General features: G+C 70.9%; 15 protein-coding genes. 14 read left to right on the forward strand and 1 reads right to left on the reverse strand.

Annotated features, from left to right (window positions below; genetic code table 11):
* Positions 1 to 228: 228 nt before the first annotated feature.
* A complete protein-coding gene (locus tag V6M45_RS09355) occupies positions 229 to 1797 on the reverse strand; it encodes a helicase HerA-like domain-containing protein (protein WP_332655773.1) in 1569 nt (522 codons plus the stop codon).
* Positions 1798 to 1888: 91 nt separating this feature from the next.
* Here V6M45_RS09355 and V6M45_RS09360 point away from each other — a divergent pair, with 91 nt between their 5' ends.
* From V6M45_RS09360 to lnt, 14 genes are all read left to right on the forward strand, one after another.
* On the forward strand, positions 1889 to 3019 hold the full coding sequence (locus V6M45_RS09360; protein ID WP_332655776.1) for an AI-2E family transporter: 1131 nt from the start codon (positions 1889 to 1891) through the stop codon (positions 3017 to 3019).
* 312 nt (positions 3020 to 3331) lie between these two features.
* Positions 3332 to 4168 (forward strand): outer membrane protein, encoded by an 837-nt coding sequence (locus V6M45_RS09365; protein ID WP_332655778.1) that lies wholly within the window; start codon positions 3332 to 3334, stop codon positions 4166 to 4168.
* A gap of 198 nt (positions 4169 to 4366) precedes the next feature.
* Entirely contained in the window at positions 4367 to 9232 is a 4866-nt protein-coding gene (locus V6M45_RS09370; RefSeq protein ID WP_332655780.1) for an NAD-glutamate dehydrogenase, read from the forward strand.
* 122 nt (positions 9233 to 9354) lie between these two features.
* Positions 9355 to 9819: a universal stress protein gene (locus V6M45_RS09375; RefSeq protein ID WP_332655781.1), complete on the forward strand. Its 465-nt coding sequence runs from the start codon at positions 9355 to 9357 to the stop codon at positions 9817 to 9819.
* Between the two features lie 132 nt (positions 9820 to 9951).
* Positions 9952 to 10509: a NifU family protein gene (locus V6M45_RS09380; protein ID WP_332655782.1), complete on the forward strand. Its 558-nt coding sequence runs from the start codon at positions 9952 to 9954 to the stop codon at positions 10507 to 10509.
* Between the two features lie 116 nt (positions 10510 to 10625).
* Positions 10626 to 11198: a helix-turn-helix domain-containing protein gene (locus V6M45_RS09385; protein ID WP_332655784.1), complete on the forward strand. Its 573-nt coding sequence runs from the start codon at positions 10626 to 10628 to the stop codon at positions 11196 to 11198.
* Positions 11199 to 11268: 70 nt separating this feature from the next.
* Positions 11269 to 11658 (forward strand): helix-turn-helix domain-containing protein, encoded by a 390-nt coding sequence (locus V6M45_RS09390; RefSeq protein ID WP_332655786.1) that lies wholly within the window; start codon positions 11269 to 11271, stop codon positions 11656 to 11658.
* A gap of 25 nt (positions 11659 to 11683) precedes the next feature.
* Positions 11684 to 12373, forward strand: a complete 690-nt coding sequence (gene tsaB / locus V6M45_RS09395; protein ID WP_332655788.1) for a tRNA (adenosine(37)-N6)-threonylcarbamoyltransferase complex dimerization subunit type 1 TsaB — start codon at positions 11684 to 11686, stop codon at positions 12371 to 12373.
* Entirely contained in the window at positions 12370 to 12834 is a 465-nt protein-coding gene (locus V6M45_RS09400) for a GNAT family N-acetyltransferase (protein ID WP_332655790.1), read from the forward strand. The genes tsaB and V6M45_RS09400 overlap by 4 nt, the downstream gene beginning before the upstream one ends.
* Before the next feature lie 27 nt (positions 12835 to 12861).
* Positions 12862 to 13341 carry a Fur family transcriptional regulator gene (locus tag V6M45_RS09405; protein ID WP_332655792.1) on the forward strand — a complete coding sequence of 160 codons (480 nt, stop codon included), beginning with the start codon at positions 12862 to 12864 and terminating at the stop codon, positions 13339 to 13341.
* A gap of 45 nt (positions 13342 to 13386) precedes the next feature.
* Positions 13387 to 14829 (forward strand): tRNA (N6-isopentenyl adenosine(37)-C2)-methylthiotransferase MiaB, encoded by a 1443-nt coding sequence (gene miaB, locus V6M45_RS09410; RefSeq protein WP_332655794.1) that lies wholly within the window; start codon positions 13387 to 13389, stop codon positions 14827 to 14829.
* 1 nt (position 14830) lies between these two features.
* Positions 14831 to 15826, forward strand: coding sequence for a PhoH family protein (locus V6M45_RS09415; RefSeq protein ID WP_332655795.1), 996 nt, complete (start codon positions 14831 to 14833; stop codon positions 15824 to 15826).
* Positions 15823 to 16272 (forward strand): rRNA maturation RNase YbeY, encoded by a 450-nt coding sequence (gene ybeY, locus V6M45_RS09420; protein ID WP_332655797.1) that lies wholly within the window; start codon positions 15823 to 15825, stop codon positions 16270 to 16272. The genes V6M45_RS09415 and ybeY overlap by 4 nt, the downstream gene beginning before the upstream one ends.
* Positions 16259 to 17845 carry an apolipoprotein N-acyltransferase gene (gene lnt / locus V6M45_RS09425; protein ID WP_332655800.1) on the forward strand — a complete coding sequence of 529 codons (1587 nt, stop codon included), beginning with the start codon at positions 16259 to 16261 and terminating at the stop codon, positions 17843 to 17845. Before ybeY ends, lnt begins: the two co-directional genes overlap by 14 nt.
* Positions 17846 to 17970 lie beyond the last annotated feature (125 nt).

Raw genomic sequence — 17970 nt, forward strand, 5'->3', positions numbered from 1 at the left:
ATCGCCAGCACAGCGTCAGGCGCTTGCGCGTCCTTCTCCCGATGGGAGAAGGTGGCGGGGCGGAGCCCCGTCGGATGTGGGTCGGCTGTGTCAGTCGGCGTCAGCCGCTGCGCCTGACAGGACGAAAGCTTGCGCCGAACGCCGGCGATCGACCCTCACCCTTTCGCGCAAGGACGACCGCCAGGCGGTCGTGCGCTCAAGCCCTCTCCCATCGGGAGAGGGCTCTCATCACCGCCGCCGCATGCCGCCGAGGATGCCGCGCAGGATTTCGCGGGTGAGGGTCGATCCCGCCGTGCGGAGCACCGACTTGGTCGCCGCCTCGATCGGGGTTTCGCGGGTCGAGCGGCGGGCCGGCGCGCGGGCCCGGGCGGCCTCGCGGTCGAGGCGGGCCTGTTCCTTCGCCCGGGCGGCGGCGGCCTTTTCGGCGTCCCTGGCTGCGGCGGCGTCGGCCTTCGCCCGGGCCTCGGCCAGCTTCGCCTCGGCGGCGGCCTGGTCGGCCTCGCCGCGGCGGGCCATCAGGATCTCCTCGGCGGACTCGCGGTCGACGGGCGTGTCGTAGAGGCCGCGCACCGGGCTGGCGGCCATGACGGCGGCGCGTTCGGCGTCGGTGGCGGGACCGAGGCGGCTGTCGGGCGGACGGATCATGGTGCGGGCGACGACATGGGGCGCGCCCTTTTCGTCGAGGGTCGAGACCAGGGCCTCGCCGACGCCGAGCGACTGGATGGCCTCGGCGGTGTCGAAGGCGGGATTGACGCGGAAGCTGTCGGACGCCGCCTTCAGGCCGCGCTGTTCGGACGGGGTGTAGGCCCGCAGGGCGTGCTGGATGCGGTTGCCGAGCTGGGCCAGGACGCTGTCGGGAATGTCGGCGGGGTTCTGGGTGACGAAGTAGACGCCGACGCCCTTGGAACGGATCAGGCGCACCACCTGCTCGACCTTTTCGCGCAGGGCGTCAGGGGCGTCGGTGAACAGCAGATGGGCCTCGTCGAAGAAGAAGACGAGGCGGGGTTTGTCCGGGTCGCCGACCTCGGGCAGCTGTTCGAACAGCTCGGACAGCAGCCACAGCAGGAAGGCGGCGTAGAGGCGCGGGCTGGCCATCAGCTTCGTCGCGTCCAGCACATTGACCTGGCCGCGGCCGTCGAGCCCCGTCCGCATCATGTCTTCCAGCCGCAGGGCCGGCTCGCCGAAGAAGGCCTTGCCGCCCTGCTGCTCGAGCTGGAGGATCGAGCGCTGGATGGCGGCGATGGAGGCGGGGGCGACATTGCCGACCTCGCGGCCGATGCGCTCGGCGTTCTCGCCGACATGGACCAGCAGGGCGCGCAGGTCGTCGAGGTCGAGGAGAAGCAGGCCCTCCTTGTCGGCGACGTGGAAGACCACCGACAGCACGCCTTCCTGGACGTCGTTGAGGTTCAGCATGCGGGCCAGCAGCAGGGGGCCGATCTCGCTGACGGTGGTGCGGATCGGGTGGCCCTTGAGACCATAGAGGTCCCAGAACACGACCGGCGCCGCCTTCGGCTGGAGGGTCAGACCCATGCCGGCCGCCCGGGCCAGCAGCTTCTCATTGGGGGAGCCCGGCACGCAGATGCCGGACAGGTCGCCCTTGACGTCGGCGCAGAAGACGGGGACGCCGGCGTCGGAAAAGCCCTGGGCCATGATCTGCAGGGTCACGGTCTTGCCGGTGCCGGTGGCCCCGGCGACCACGCCGTGACGGTTGGCGCGGTTCAGCAGCAGAACTTCGGCCTGGCCGCCGCCGTCCGTCGGAGACTGGCCGAGGAACAGGTCGGGAAGGGCGTCGGGCATGGGAACTCCTGAAGGGGATCGGCGCTCATGCTCTACTGGCCGGCGCGGCGGTTCAAGGGCGATTGACGGCGCGGGCGGGGACCCTGACCATATGGCGATGAAAGCCCCGATCAGCCTTCCCACCTCGTCGGTGGCCCGCAACGCCCTCGTGGCGATCGCCGTCGTCGCCATGGGCGCGGCGGTCTACTGGCTGCGGGACATTCTGACGCCGCTGGCCATGGCCATCTTCCTGCTGATCATGATCGACGGGGTGAAGCGGTTCATCGAGGAGCGGACGCCGGTTCCTTCCCATCTGGCTGGCGCGACGGCGCTGATCGTGGTCACGCTCGGCTTCTTCGCCTCGATCGGCATCATCGTGAACGGCGCGGCGGGCTTCTTCGACGAAGCCACCGGGGTGACGTCGCGGATCGGCCCGCGCATCGACCAGATCCTGATCGACGGCGGGCGGCTGCTGGGCGTCGACACCGTGCCGACGGCGGCCGAGCTGATGACCCAGCTGGACGTGCGCCGCTATCTGACCGACGCGGCGATGCAGGCCCAGGGCGTGCTGACCGGGGCCTTCTTCGTCATGGTCTATCTGACCTTCCTGCTGGCCTCGCAGTCGGGCTTCCGGCGCAAGATCGTCGGCATGTTCCCTGACCGCACGGCCCGGGGCGAGGCGCTGGAGGTGTTCCAGCGCGTCCGCGGCGGGGTCGAGGGCTATCTGTGGGTCCAGACCGTCACCGGGGCGATGATCTGCGCCGCGGCCTGGCTGCTGATGCGCGCCGTCGGCCTGCAGAACGCCGAGTTCTGGACCTTCGTCATCTTCGTGGTCGGCTTCATTCCGGTGCTGGGCGGGGCGGTGGCCGGACTGGCCCCGCCGCTGTTCGCCCTGGTCCAGTTCGAGAGCTACTGGCCGGCGGCGATCCTGCTGATCGGGTTGCAGTCCATCCTGTTCATCAGCGGCAATATCATCCAGCCGCGCATGCAGGGCGACAACCAGAACATCGACCCGGTGGTGGTGCTGCTGGCGCTGGCCTTCTGGGGCAAGGTCTGGGGGGTGGTCGGCATGTTCCTGTCGACGCCGCTGGCGGTCATGGCCATGGCCATACTGGCGGAGTTCCAGGGCTCGCGCTGGATGGCCATCCTGCTGTCCGGAGACGGGGAGCCCTACGCCGACGCGGACGGCGAGCCGGCGTCGCCGCGGCGCCGCGTCAACCCGCCGCAGCCCAAGGCCGATTGACCCCTCTTTCGCGCCCTTGATTGGCCACAACCGGCCCCTATCTCAACCCTGTCGCCGCGGCTCCCCTCCCCCCAAGGCCGCGGCGCGAGATCGGCGCCACCCCTCCCCTCCTGGGCGCCGGTCCGAACAGGCCGCCGGACGAAAGTCCGGCGGCCTTGTCGTTTCCGCCACCTGCACCTGATGCGAAAATAACACGTTCCCGGACGCGAGTGGCGTGAACGCCACATATCGTCGTCCGATCGGGAACGGGATCGCAGCGGTCACGTTGGTGCGGCCGAGGAGGGGGCTGCTCGATTTCAAGGACACATATCCATGTTGAAGACCGTCTCCGCCGCCTCCGTGGCGCTTCTGCTGGCCGGCGTCGCCGCCCCGGCCCTCGCCCAGACCGCGCCTGACTGGTCCGGCCCCTATATCGGCGTGTTCGGCGGCTTCGTTCAGCCCAACGACGACGACAACGAAACCCTGCGCTTCGATCGCGACCTGGACGGGACCTATGACGACTCCGTGGTGACCGCGGGCGGCGCCAACGCCTTCAGCCCGGGCTTCTGCGCGGATCAGGTCAGCGGAACCGGCGCGGGTCCGTGCGACACCGACGGATCGGGCGTCGAGGGCGGCGTGCGGCTGGGCTATGACATGCAGTTCGGCCGCTGGGTCGTCGGCGCGGTCGGCGAAGTGGCCGGAACGGACGTCGAGGACAGCGTCACGGGCTTCAGCACGACTCCGGCCTACTACAGCTTCACCCGCAATCTCGATCACATGGCCGCCCTGCGCGCCCGCGTCGGCTTCGCGGCCGGCCCGGCCCTGATCTACGCCACCGGCGGCGTCGCCTACGGCAAGGTCGAGAACAGCTTCGTCACCAACAACACCGCCAACAGCTTCACGGTGACGACGGATGAGGACGACGCCGACGGCTACCAGTTCGGCGGCGGCGTGGAATGGCGCCTGGCGCCCAGCCTCACCGTCACGGGCGAGTACATCTACTCGGACCTGGAGACGGGCGAATACAACATCCGCGTCGCGAGCAACGGGACCACGCCGGCGACCAACCCCTTCATCCTGGCCCCGAACACGACGGGCACGGACATGATCCGGTCGACCGACTCGTTCAAGACCCACGGCTTCCGCCTCGGGATGAACGTCCGCTTCTAGGACGTCGGAACACCTGCAGTCATCTGGCGAGGCCGGCTCCGAAAGGGGCCGGCCTTCGTCGTTTTGGGGCTTCCCGCACGCGTCGGCCTGTCCTAGTGGAGCCGGGTCGGACGGGCGGCTTGCCGAAGCGGCGAAGCGGCCTAGTCTGGCGACGTCCCCGGCGGCCCGACAGCGGCCGCGTTCCGCAAAGAGTCCCCCATGCCCGGCGCTTCCGCCCCCACGCTCCCTCAGGCGATCACGCTGGAGGCGCTGGAGGCGAGCTTCGTCACCGCGGTCGGCGGCGCGGGCGGCGAGGAAGCCCGTTCCTACCTGACCCAGGCCCACGAGGACTATGTCGCCGACGAGGCCCCGGAGCTGGGCGGCGCGGACCTGGCCCATCTGCTGGCCACGGTGTGGAAGTCGGCGGCCGGGCGCAAGCCCGGCGAGGCGGCCCTGATCACCCTCGGGCCGCTGACCGGGGCGGACGGCCGGGCCACGGGCTACGACGCCATCGCCATCGTTCAGGACGACCGGCCCTTCCTGGTCGACAGCGTCATGGGCGAGCTGGCCGAGGCCGGGGTCACGGTGCGCTCGATGTTCCACCCGATCGTGGCGATGGACGGCGTGCGCACCTCGGTGATCATCGTGGTGATGGAGCCGGTGCCCCAGGAGCGCCGCGACGCCCTGGGCGAGAGTCTGGCCGCGACCATGGCCGACGTGCGCGCCGCCGTCGCCGACCATGCGGCGATGAACGCCCTGATGGCGCGCTCGATCGCGCATCTGGAGGGCGGCGTCGCGGGCGTCGATCCGGACATCCTGGCCGAGAACCTGGCCTTCCTGCGCTGGCTCGAGGCCGATCATTTCGTCTTCCTCGGCGCGCGCGACTACGACTATCCGCGCACGAAGGACGGCGGCTATGAGGCCGAGGCGCCGCTGTCGCAGTCGGGCGCGGGCCTCGGCGTGCTGGCTGATCCGGGCCGCACCGTGCTGCGCCGCGCCAATGAGCCGGCCGTGCTGACCCGGTCGATGAAGAAGCAGCTGAACCTGTCGGAGCCGGTGACGGTGGCCAAGGCCAACGCCCGCTCGCGGGTCCATCGCCGGGCCTACATGGACTATATCGGGGTCAAGCGGTTCGGGCCGGACGGCAAGGCGTCGGGCGAGACCCGGTTCGTCGGCCTGTTCACCGCCGAGGCCTATGACAAGACCGCCAACGAGGTGCCGCTGCTGCGGCGCAAGGTGGCCAATGCCCTGGCCCGGGCGGGCAAGGCGGCGGGCACGCACAGCCACAAGCGGCTGAAGAACATCCTCGAAAACTATCCGCGCGACGAGCTCTTCCAGATCGGCGAGGACGAGCTGCTGGAGATCGCCCTCGGCATCCTGCATCTGCACGACCGGCCGCGGATCAAGAGCTTCACCCGCAAGGACCCGTTCGACCGTTTCGTCTCGGTGCTGACCTTCATTCCGCGCGAGCGGTTCAATCCGGGGGTGCGCGAGCGCATCGGCCGGATCCTGGCCAAGGCCTGGGGCGGGCGTCTGTCGGCCTGGTATCCGCAGCTGTCGGACCAGCCGCTGGTGCGCATCCACTACATCATCGGCGTGACCCCGGGCGAACACCCGTGCCCGGACCCGGCCGAGCTGGACGCCGAGATCGCCGAGGCGGGCCGCAGCTGGGTCGACCGCTTCGAGAGCGCCCTGCGCACGGCCGATGTCGACGACGTCCAGGTCGGGCCGCTCAGCGCCCGCTGGGCCTGGGCCTTCGGGGCCGGCTATCGCGACCGCTACGACGCCGACGAGGCGGTGCGGGACCTGCAGGCGGCGGACCAGCTGAATGAGTCCGGCCTGAACGATGGCGGCGAGCCGGTGGCGGTGCGGGCATTCCGCACCGAGGCCGACGGACCGCTGAACTTCCGCTTCAAACTGTATCGCCGCGGCGCGGCGGTGCCGTTGTCGGACGTGCTGCCGATCCTCGCCGACATGGGGCTGAAGACGCTCGAGGAGTGGGGCCATTCGCTGGCGCCTCTGGGCGGACCGGAAATCCACGTGCACGAATTCCTGCTCGAGGACCCGCGCGGCGGCGACCTGCATTTCGACGACGTGCGCGCGCCGTTCGAACAGGCCTTCGCGGCGGTCTGGACCGGGCGGACCGAGAGCGACGGCTTCAACCGGCTGGTGCTGGAGCTGGGCGTGGGCTGGCGCGAGGCGGCGCTGGTGCGCACCCTCGCCCGCTATCGTCAGCAGACCGGTCTCGATCCGAGCCAGGCGGTGCAGGAAGAGGCGCTGCGCGACTATCCGGCGGTGGCGCGCGGTCTGGTGTCGCTGTTCCACGCCAAATTCGATCCGGCGGTCGGCGGCGACGCCAAGGCCCGCGCGGCTGCCGTGACCGAGCAGTCCGACAAGCTGATGGCGCTGCTGCAGGCGGTGAAGAGCCTCGACCACGACCGGGCGCTGCGCCGGCTGGCGCTGCTGGTGCTGGCGATCAAGCGGACCAACTATTTCCAGACCGGGCCGGACGGCGAACCGAAGCCGCACATCTCGATCAAGATCGCCTCGCGCGAGCTGGACGACCTGCCGCTGCCCAAGCCGTTCCGCGAGATCTTCGTCTGGGCCCCGCATGTCGAGGGCGTGCACCTGCGCTTCGGCCCGGTGGCGCGCGGCGGCCTGCGCTGGTCCGACCGGCGCGACGACTTCCGCACCGAGGTTCTGGGGCTGGTCAAGGCGCAGCAGGTCAAGAACGCCGTCATCGTGCCGGTGGGCTCGAAGGGCGGCTTCTATCCGAAGGGCCTGCCGGCCATCGTGCGCGCCGGCGGCGACCGCGACGCCCAGCAGGCCGAGGCGATCCGGGCCTACCGGACCTTCCTGTCGGGCCTGCTGGACATCACCGACAACATCCTCGCCGACGGCTCGGTGGCGCACCCCGCCGGGGTGGTGCTGTGGGAGGGCGACGACCCCTATCTGGTCGTGGCCGCCGACAAGGGCACGGCGACCTTCTCGGACATCGCCAACGGCATCTCGGCCGACTACGGCTTCTGGCTGGATGACGCCTTCGCCTCGGGCGGTTCAGTCGGCTACGACCACAAGGAAATGGGCATCACCGCCCGCGGCGCCTGGGAAGCGGTCAAGCGCCACTTCCGCGAGATGGGCAAGGACATCCAGACCGAGCCCTTCACCGTGGTCGGCGTCGGCGACATGAGCGGCGACGTGTTCGGCAACGGCATGCTGCTGTCGAAGGCGATCAAACTGGTCGCGGCCTTCGACCACCGCGACATCTTCATCGACCCGAACCCCGATCCGGCCATCTCGTGGGTCGAGCGGGACCGGATGTTCAAACTGCCGCGCTCGTCGTGGCAGGACTACGACAAGGCGAAGATCTCCAAGGGCGGCGGGGTGTTCCCGCGTTCGGCCAAGTCGATCGAGCTGTCGCCCGAGATCAAGGCGGCGCTGGATATCGCCGAGGACGTGCTGGACCCGCCCGCGCTGATGAAGGCGATCCTGAAGGCGCCGGCCGAGCTGCTCTATTTCGGCGGCATCGGCACCTATGTGAAGGCGCCGCACGAGACGGACGCCCAGGTCGGCGACAAGGCCAATGACGCCATCCGCGTCGACGGCGGCGAAGTCCGCGCCCAGGTGATCGGCGAGGGCGCCAACCTGGGCATGACCCAGGCCGGCCGCATCGCCTTCGCCCGCAACGGCGGCCGCATCAACACCGATGCGATCGACAACTCGGCCGGCGTGGATTCCTCGGACCACGAGGTCAACATCAAGATCCTGACCGGGGCGGCGATCGCCTCGGGCGCCCTGAAGTCGGCCGACCGCAACGCCCTGCTGGCGTCGATGACCGAAGAGGTCGGGCTGAAGGTGCTGGTCCACAACTACGACCAGACCCTGGCCCTCAGCCTGCAGCAGGCGGAAGGGCCGGGCGCGCTGGATTCGCAGCAGCGCTTCATGCAGTGGCTGGGCGGCAAGGGTAAGCTGGACCGCAAGGTCGAGGGCCTGCCCGACGACGTCAGACTGGCCGAGATGAAGACGGCCGGACAGGCGCTGACGCGGCCGGAGCTGGCGGTGCTGACGGCCTATTCCAAGCTGGAGCTGTTCGACGACATCGTCGCCTCGGGCGCGCCGGACGACCCCTTCTTCAAACAGACCCTCGTGCGCTACTTCCCCGGCCCGCTGGCGAAGTTTGAGGCGGACATGCAGCGCCACCGGCTGAAGCGCGAGATCGTCTCGACGGTGCTGGCGAACGAGATCGTCAACATGTGCGGCCCGACCTTCCCCGAGCGTCTGAGGCTGTCGGCCCAGTGCGACACCGGGGCCATGGTCATCGCCTTCGAGGCGGCGCGGCAGGTGTTCCGGCTCGACCAGGCCTGGGACCAGGTCTCCGCCCTCGACCTCAAGATCCCGGCCGAGGCCCAGATCGCTCTGTATCGGGAAATCTCGACCGTGCTGCGCCGCCAGACCTTCTGGCTGGCCCGCCGCGCGGCCCGCCAGGGGGCGTCCGTCGACGGTCTGATCGCCGCCTACCGCCCGTCCGCCGACGCCCTGCGCGCCGCCGGAGGCGCGGTGCTGTCGCGGTTCGAACAGGCCCAGCTTGAGGCCCGGATCGCAGCCTTCACCGGCTATGGCGCGCCCGCCGACATCGCCCGCGACCTGGCCATGCTGCGGCCGCTCGTAGCCACGGCGGATATCGGCGACCTGGCCCGCGAGGCCGGCTGGCCGGAACCGGCCATGGCCACCCTGTACCACCAGGTCGGGGCGGCGTTCGACTTCGACCGGCTGCGGGCGGCGGCGGGGGCGGTGCCCTCGGCCGACCATTTCGACCGGCTGGCGGTGCGGCGCATGATCGAGGACCTGATGAACGAGCAGGTCGTCCTGACCCGGGCCGTGGCCCGCTCGACGGACGCCTCCGCCGGATCCACCGAACTGTCGGCTGAGCAGGCCGTGGACCGCTGGATCGGCCCGCGGCTGAAGACGGTGGAGGGGGTGCGCGCCTCGGTCGACGAGATCGAGGCCTCGGGCTCGGGCTGGACCTTCGCCAAGCTGACCATCGCCAATGCGGTCATCCGGGAGATCGCTTCGTCGGCGGGGTGATCGGAGCGGTCCTGCTGACCCGTGGTCGTCGGTTCTGCGGGACCTGCCGGCCCGACGCGGCCTGACGTTTCGCGCCGGCGGGTTCGATCTGCTAGCCTGCGGTGTGAGGGAGAGGGTCGCCGATGCCGCGTAAATTCCTGGTCGTCGTGGACGACAGTCCGGAGTTCGAGTCGGCGCTGCGCTATGCGGCGCGGCGCGCGCGCTCGACCGGCGGCCATGTCGTGCTGCTGCGCATCATTCCGCCGGCGGCCTCGGACGCGCACTGGGCCGGGGTGCGCGAGGAGATCGAACGCCAGACCCGGGCCGAGGCCGAGGCCACGCTGGGCGGCTGGGCCGCAGAGGCGGCGGAGCGGTCGGGCTCGACGCCCGTGCTGGTGATCGAGCGGGGCGAGCCGCAAGGGTGCATCCGCAAGGTCGTGGCCGAGGATCCCGACATCAAGATCCTGGTGCTCGCGGCGGGCTCCAGCGCCCCGGGGCCTCTGGTCGCCGCGGTGGTCAAGCAGGGGGCGTCCTTCACCGGCCGCAAACTGCCGGTGACCATCGTGCCGGGGGAGCTGACCGAGAAAGAGATCGAGGATCTGGCCTGATATGAACAAGGGGCGTTGAGGCTCGGCGCGCGGCGCCTCCCGGCTTGAGCGGGGCCCCCTCCTTCGATGGGAAGGAATGCTGCGGCGCTCCGGCGCCTTGAACCCGGGGGCCGGCGGGCGCACTTACCGGCCATGTTCATCCAGACCGAACCCACGCCCAATCCGAACGTGCTCAAATTCCTGCCCGGCCGCGATGTCTCGGCCGAGCCGCGCGAGTTCCGCACCATAGATGAGGCGGCCGCGTCGCCGCTGGCCGAGGGCGTGTTCCAGCTCGAGGGCGTGACCGGGGTGTTCTTCGGGGCCGACTATGTCTCGGTGACGCGCGATCCGGCCGGACCGGACTGGCCGCAGATGAAGGCGCCGATCCTTGCGGCGATCATGGATCATTTCGTATCGGGCGCGGCGCTGATGCGCGACGGCGGCGCTGACGTCGCCGCATCCGGCGTCGAGGACGACGAGGTGGTGGCCGAGATCAAGGCCCTGCTGGACAGCCGCGTCCGCCCCGCCGTGGCCCAGGACGGCGGCGACATCCTGTTCGACTCCTTCGACCACGAGACCGGGGTGCTGTCCCTGCGCATGCGCGGGGCCTGCGCCGGCTGCCCGTCCTCCTCGGCCACGCTGAAGGCCGGGGTCGAGCAGATGATGAAACACTATGTGCCGGAAGTGACGCGGGTCGAGCAGGTGATCTGAGTCACCCTCTCTCCCGTCATCCCCGGCTTGACCCGAGGATGACGGCGATGGGGCTTGCGCGCGGCTGAAACAAATCCGTCCTCGCTTCGGGGGGCGGACGGCGCCATCATGAATCCATGCCCCGGTTCGAGAGCGACAGCGACGCCCGGCGCCTCGGCGAGGCGCTCGCAGCCCTGCGCCACGAGGCGGGGCTCAGCCAGGCCGAGGCCGGCGAGCGGGTCGGCATGACCAGTCAGGGCTGGGGCCTCTATGAATCCGGCAAGCGGCCGGGGCTGTTCCGCCCCGATGTGCAGCGTCGGATGACCACGGCGCTCGGGGCCTCGCCCGAGGCGCTGGCCCGGAAGCTGCAGGCGCCGGCGCCGCCAGAAACGCCGGCCCACGGCATGGCGGAGGCGGGCCGCGCCTGGGCCGCTGCGCCGCCTCTCGAGAGGCGGCGGCTGCAGCTGTCGAACGACGACCTGGCGCCGTGGGCGGCCTCCGGCGTGGTGCTCGAATATGAGCCGGGTCGCTGGCCGCGACGGGGTCAGGGCTGCGTTATCGAGATGGCCGACGGCGCGGTCCGGGTGGGCCTCTATGAACATGGCGACGCCGGGACCTTGGTGGTGCGCGGGGTCGCGGGCGGCGAGGAGCGGATCGAACGGTCGGAGACGCGACAGGTCTCGGCGGTTGTGGCCCGGCTGGATGTGTAGATGAAACGAAATGGTTGCATCAGTTCCGTTTCCATGAAACTGTTCCGTCCAGATCAGAAGGAGCGGCGTGATGGGGAGGACGGGCGAACCGGAGAAGGTCGACACCTATGTCGGCGCACGGATCAGCCTGCGTCGTTCGGCGCTCGGCCTGTCGCAGACGGCGCTGGCGCAGCAGCTCGGGATCAGCTTCCAGCAGGTCCAGAAATACGAGACCGGCCAGAACCGCATCTCGGCCTCGCGGCTGCATCGGGTGGCGACGGTCCTGGCGACCTCCGTCGAGGCTTTCTTTCCGCCGGTGGAGACCGCGCGGGGGCCGGCCGACAGCGGATGGGAGGCGCTGCGTCCCATCACCGCCACGCTGGACGGCCGGGCCGTGGCGACGGCCTTTCCGCTGATCGAGGATCGCGAGGTGCGCAAGGCGGTGGCGCGGGTGGTGCAGGCGCTGGCGTGCGACGACTGACCGCCGGCCGGTGCGGGGCGGCGTCGTGAGGGTACTGGTGATCGATACAGCCCTCGGCCTGTGCAGCGCCGCGGTGTTCGCGGTCGAGGGCGGCCCGGCCGGCGGCGTGGCGCGTGCGCTCGGCCTGCGCTCGGAGGCTATGGCCAAGGGGCATCAGGAGCGGCTGGCGGGCCTGGTGCGGGACGCCGCGGCCGAGGCGGGCGGTTTCGGGGGGCTGGACCGCATCGGGGTGACGACGGGGCCGGGATCGTTCACCGGGCTGAGGGTCGGACTGGCCTTCGCCCAGGGGCTGGGCGCGGCGCTGGGCCTTCCGGTCGTGGGCGTCTCGACCCTCGACGGGCTGGCGGCTTCGGCGGGCGGGGCGGGCCCCATGGCGGCGCTGATCGACGCCCGACGGGGTCAGGTCTACGCCCGTTTCTGGCGCGACGGGATCGCGCAGGGGCCGGCCGAGGCCCTGTCGATCGAGGCGGCGCGAGCGCGGGCGGCGGCGCTGGGCCCGGATGTCCGGCTGGTCGGCTCCGGGGCGGCGCTGGTGGCGGACGAGGGGGCGGCGACGCTCGACCTGGACGGGCCGGCGCCCGAGGCCCTGGCCCGGCTGGCGGCGGCGGCCGATCCGGCGACCCACCCGCCGCGCCCGCTCTATCTGCGCGCGCCCGATGCGACGCCGCCCAGTCGCCTGCCCGGCCAGCCCCGGCCGGTCGCGCCCGGCGCATGACGGGCCCGGCGTCCGATACGGGTGCGGCCGAGCGCCCGGCGCATCTGGCCGCGATTCACGCCGCGGCCTTCTCCGGATCGCATGACTCGCCGTGGAGCACAGCCGCCTTCGCCGCCCTGCTGGATCAGCCGGGAGTGTTCGCGATCGAGAGCCGGGACGGCTTCATCCTGATGCGGGCGGCGGCCGACGAGGCGGAGATCCTGACGCTGGCGGTCCGGCCCGAGGCCCGGCGGGGCGGGCAGGGGGCGCGGCTGGTCGGCGAGGGGGTGCTGGCGGCGGCGGCCCGGGGCGCCGTGCGGGTCTTCCTCGAGGTGGCCGGGGACAATGAGGCGGCCCGGGCGCTGTATGCGCGGGCGGGCTTCGTCGAGGCGGGCCGGCGACCGGGCTACTACCCCGGCGCGGACGGCGCCCGGCGCGACGCCCTCGTTCTGGCGCTCGACCTGGCCGGGACGCTTCCCTAGACCGTCCGGCCCGCCTATTCTGTCCGGATGGACCGGATCGAGAAACTCTGCGCCGAGCGCGGCATGCGCATGACCGAGCAGCGGCGCGTCATCGCCCGGGTCCTGTCGACCGCCGAGGACCACCCGGACGTCGAGGAGCTGTACCGCCGCGCCTCGTCGATCGATCCGCATATCTCGATCGCCACCGTCTACCGCACGGTCCGCCTGTTCGAGGAGGCCGGGGTGGTCGAGAAGCATGACTTCGGCGATGGCCGCAGCCGCTATGAAGAGGCGGGGGACGATCACCACGACCACCTGATCGATACGCGGTCGGGCGAGGTGATCGAATTCTTCGACGCCGAAATCGAACGGCTGAAGACCGAGATCGCCGAACGGCTGGGCTTCGAACTGATCGGCCACAAGCTGGAGCTCTACGGCAAGCCGATCGAGGGGGCCGAGCCGTCCAGCCGCGAAGGCCTGATCTTCAAACGCCACGCGGCGCGGGTCGACCCGGCCGACCTCGACTAGCGCCGGCCATGGCGCGAACGGCGCGGGCGCACTAAAAGTCGCCGCATGACCGAGACCCTTGTTCCAGCGCCGGAGACGACCGAGGCGGGCGCCGCGCCGAAGCGGCTGTTCATCAAGACCTACGGCTGCCAGATGAACGTCTATGACTCGGAGCGCATGGCCGATGTGTTGCGCCCGCTGGGCTACGCCCCGACCGACACGGCCGAGGATGCGGACTTCGTCATCCTGAACACCTGCCACATCCGCGAGAAGGCGGCCGAGAAGGTCTATTCCGAGCTCGGCAAGCTGCGCGAGATGCGGGACCTGCGTCTGGCGGCGGGCCGGGCGCGGATGACCATCGCCGTGGCCGGCTGCGTGGCCCAGGCCGAGGGCGAGGAGATCATGCGGCGACAGCCGGCGGTCGATCTGGTGGTCGGGCCGCAGGCCTATCATCAGCTGCCGGAGCTGCTGACCCGCACGGCGCGGGCGCGGGGCGAGCGCATCGGGGCCGATTTCGCGCCCAATGAGAAGTTCGACGCGCTGCAGATCCCGCGCGGCGGCGAGGGGGTGACGGCCTTCCTGACGGTGCAGGAGGGCTGCGACAAATTCTGCACCTTCTGCGTGGTGCCCTACACCCGCGGGGCCGAATGGTCGCGGCCGGTGGCGGACGTGCTGGCCGAGGCGCGGGCCCTTGCCGACCGTGGCGTGCGCGAGGTCACCCTGCTGGGCCAGAACGTCAACGCCTATGACGGCGAGGGGCCGGACGGGAAGCCGTCGAGCCTGGCGCGGCTGGCGTATGCGCTGGCGGAGATCCCGGGGCTGGACCGGATCCGCTATACGACCAGCCATCCCAACGACATGTCGGACGAGCTGATCGCCGCCCACGGTGAGCTGGAGGCGCTGATGCCGTATCTGCACCTGCCGGTGCAGTCGGGCTCGGACCGGATCCTGCGGCTGATGAACCGCAAGCACGGCCGGCAGAAATATTTCGATCTGGTCGAGCGCATACGGGCGGCGCGGCCGGACATGGCGCTGTCGGGCGATTTCATCGTCGGCTTCCCGGGCGAGACCGATGCGGACTTCGAGCAGACCATGGATCTGGTGCGGCGGGTGAACTACGCCAGCGCCTTCTCCTTCATGTATTCGCCGCGCCCGGGCACTCCGGCGGCGACCATGGCGGCGCAGGTTCCGGACGCCGTCAGTCGCGCGCGGCTGCATGCGTTGCAGGCCCTGCTCACGGAGCAGCAGGTGGCCTTCAATGAATCGCGGGCGGGGATGACCGTGCCGGTGCTGTTCGAACGCAAGGGGCGGCACGGGGCGCAGGCCATCGGTCGCTCGCCGTGGCTGCAGTCGGTCCATGTCGATGACGCGGATCATCTGATCGGTCAGATCGTTCCGGTGGAGATCGAGCGCGGCCAGCAGAACTCCCTGACGGGTCGGCTCATAACCAAGGAAGGCGCGTCCCTCATGCAGCGAGACGCCGCGCGTCGAGCGATAGGGACCCTTTAGTATGGCGCGTGAGAGTGAGTTCCTGGCGTTGGACGACGCCGCCCTGCGCGCCGTCACGGGGCCGCACAGCCGCCACATCGCCCTGATCGAGGACGCCTACAAGGTGCTGGTCGAGACCCCCGGCGGCGGGGTGACCATCAATGGCTCGACCCGCGACCGGGCCCAGGCCCGGCGGGTCATCGAGACCCTCGCGGCGCGCTCGACCACCGGGGCCGAGATCACCGAGGCGGATGTGCGCACGGCGCTCGGCGCGGCGGCGACGCAGCCGCGGGCCGGGCAGGGGACGGTGGCGCCGAACGCCATCGCCCTGCCGGTCGGGCGGCGCGGGGCCATCGCCCCCAAGACCGCGGCCCAGGCCAATTATCTGGACCTGCTGTCGCGCTGCGAACTGACCTTCGGAGTCGGTCCGGCGGGGACGGGCAAGACCTTCCTCGCGGCGGCCTATGGCGCCTCGCTGCTGCGGCGGGGGCAGGTCGACCGGCTGGTCATCACCCGGCCGGCGGTCGAGGCGGGCGAGAAGCTGGGCTTCCTGCCCGGCGACCTGAACGAGAAGGTCGATCCCTATCTGGCCCCGATCTGGGAGGCGCTGAACGACATCCTCGGGGCCGACGACGTGCGCCGCCGGCGCGACAAGGGCGAGATCGAGGCGGCGCCGATCGCCTTCATGCGCGGCCGGACCCTGGCCCACGCCTTCATCATCGTCGACGAGGCCCAGAACACCTCGCGGCTGCAGATGAAGATGGTGCTGACCCGGCTGGGCGAGGGCGCCCGGATGGTGGTGACCGGCGACCCGTCGCAGATCGACCTGCTGAACCCGCGCGACTCCGGCCTGCGCCACGCCCTGCGCATCCTCGAGGATGTGAAGGGGGTCGGGGTGCAGCGCTTCCAGGCCCAAGACGTGGTCCGCCACGCCATGGTCGAGCGTATCGTTCGGGCCTATGACGCCGACGCGGCGAAGCATCGCCCGGCGGCCGATCTGGAAGACCCGGACGCATGATCGAGGTCGAAATCGAGGACGACGCCTGGAGCGCCGCCCTGCCGGACGTGGCCGATGTCGTCGGGCGCGCCGCCGCGGCCGCCCTCGGCGCGGCGTCCGGGGATGTCGTGGTGCTGCTGACCGATGACGCCGCGGTGCAGGACCTCAACGGCCGATTCCGCGAGCGCGACCGGCCGACCAATGTGTTGTCCTTCCCGGCGGCGGCCAGCGCGGCGCCGCACCTGGGCGATCTGGTGCTCGCCTATGGGGTGTGCGCGGCGGAGGCGGAGGCCCAGGGCAAGACACTGGCGGACCATCTGTCGCATCTGACCGTTCACGGCGTCCTGCACCTGCTGGGCCGCGATCACGAAGACGAGGCCGAGGCCGAGGCGATGGAGGCCGAAGAGCGGACCATCCTTGCCAGTCTGGGCGTCGCCGACCCATACAGGGCCGATGCTCAAGCTTGATCCCGCTTCCCGCCGCGACGGACTGATCCTGCGCCTCGGCCGCGTCGCCCTGGCGCTGGCCGCCGGCGCGCTCGCGGCCTTGGCCCATCCGCCGTTCGGCGTCCTGCCCGGCCTGCTGGGCTATCCGCTGCTGATGCTGCTGGCCGAGCGGTCGATGAACACCCGCGGCGGCTTCTGGGTGGGGTGGCTGGCCGGCTTCTCCTATTTCTTCATCAGCTGCTGGTGGGTGGCCGAGGCCTTTCTGGTCAATCCGGCGCAGGCATGGATGGCGCCGTTCGCCGCCTCCCTGCTGCCGATCGGACTGGGCGTGTTCTGGGGCGCGGCGACGGCCCTGTACCGCCGGTTCGCGCCGACGGGGGTGGGACGGGTGCTGGTCTTCGCCGGCCTGTTCTGCCTGCTGGAGTGGCTGCGCGGCCATGTGCTGACCGGGTTTCCGTGGAACCCGGCCGGGGCCAGCTGGAAGGCCGGCTCGGCCGCGTCGCAGTTCGCCGCCGTGGCCGGCGTCTATGGCCTCAGCCTGGTGACGGTGGCGGCGGCCTCAGCCTTCGGACCGCTGGCCGGTCCGGGGCCGCGCAAGGCCCGCATCGGCGCGGCTGCTCTCGGCGCCCTGGCGCTGGCGGCCCTGATCGTGGGCGGAACGATGCGGTTGTCCGGGGCCCGCCCCGCCCTGACCGACACGGTGGTGCGGATCGTCCAGGCCGACGTGCCACAGGAGTCCAAATGGACCCCCGAGGCCTATCGCGGCATCGTCGACCGCTATGTGAATCTGACGGCGCGTCCCGGCGCGGTGGTGCCGGACGTGATCATCTGGCCGGAGGGGGCCCTGCCGGCCTCGGCCAATCAGGTGTTCGCCCCCGGCTCGCCCGACGCCGCCGCCATCGCGCGGGCGGTGCGTCCGGGCCAGACCCTGATCCTCGGCCTCGGCCGGGGCGTGGCCGATCCCGCCGCGTCGGAGGGGGCCCGTTACTACAACAGCCTGCTGGCCCTGTCCGACGAGGGCGGCGAGGGTCTCAGGATCACCGCCGCCTATGACAAATACCGGCTGGTGCCGTTCGGCGAATACCTGCCGGCCGGCGACCTTCTGGGCGCGCTGGGGGTGCGCAGCCTGACCCATATGCCGCTGGATTTCAGCGCCGGGCCCCGGCCCGCGCCGATCTCCGTCCCCGGCCTGCCGCAGGTTCAGCCGCTGATCTGTTACGAGAGCCTGTATCCCGGCTTCACGCCCGGGGCGGCCGAGCGGCCGCGCTGGATCGTCAACATCTCCAACGACGCCTGGTTCGGGCGCACCTCGGGGCCTCTGCAGCACCTCAACCTGGCCAGCTATCGGGCGATCGAGACCGGCCTGCCGGTGGTCCGCTCGACCCCGACCGGGGTCTCGGCCATGATCGACCCCTGGGGCCGGGTGATCGACGATCAGCGGCTGGAACCGGGCGAGAGCGGGGTCATAGACGCCCGTCTGCCGGCCCCGGCCGGGGTGACGCTCTATGGGCGATTCGGCGATCTTCTGTTCGGGCTCGGCCTGCTGCTCGCCCTGGCGCCGGCGGTCGGACGGCGCCTGCGTCGCAAGTCCTGAATTACACCCTTCGGGCAATTTTCCCGTGAGCAGAGAGGGGTTGAAGCGGTTACGCGACCTATGGTTGTGGGCAGGGGAAAAACGGCGCGTTTTTCCGTGACAGCGGGCTCAAGCAGGCGCATTCA

Source organism: Brevundimonas sp. (assembly GCF_036676055.1).
Classification (GTDB): Bacteria; Pseudomonadota; Alphaproteobacteria; order Caulobacterales; family Caulobacteraceae; genus Brevundimonas.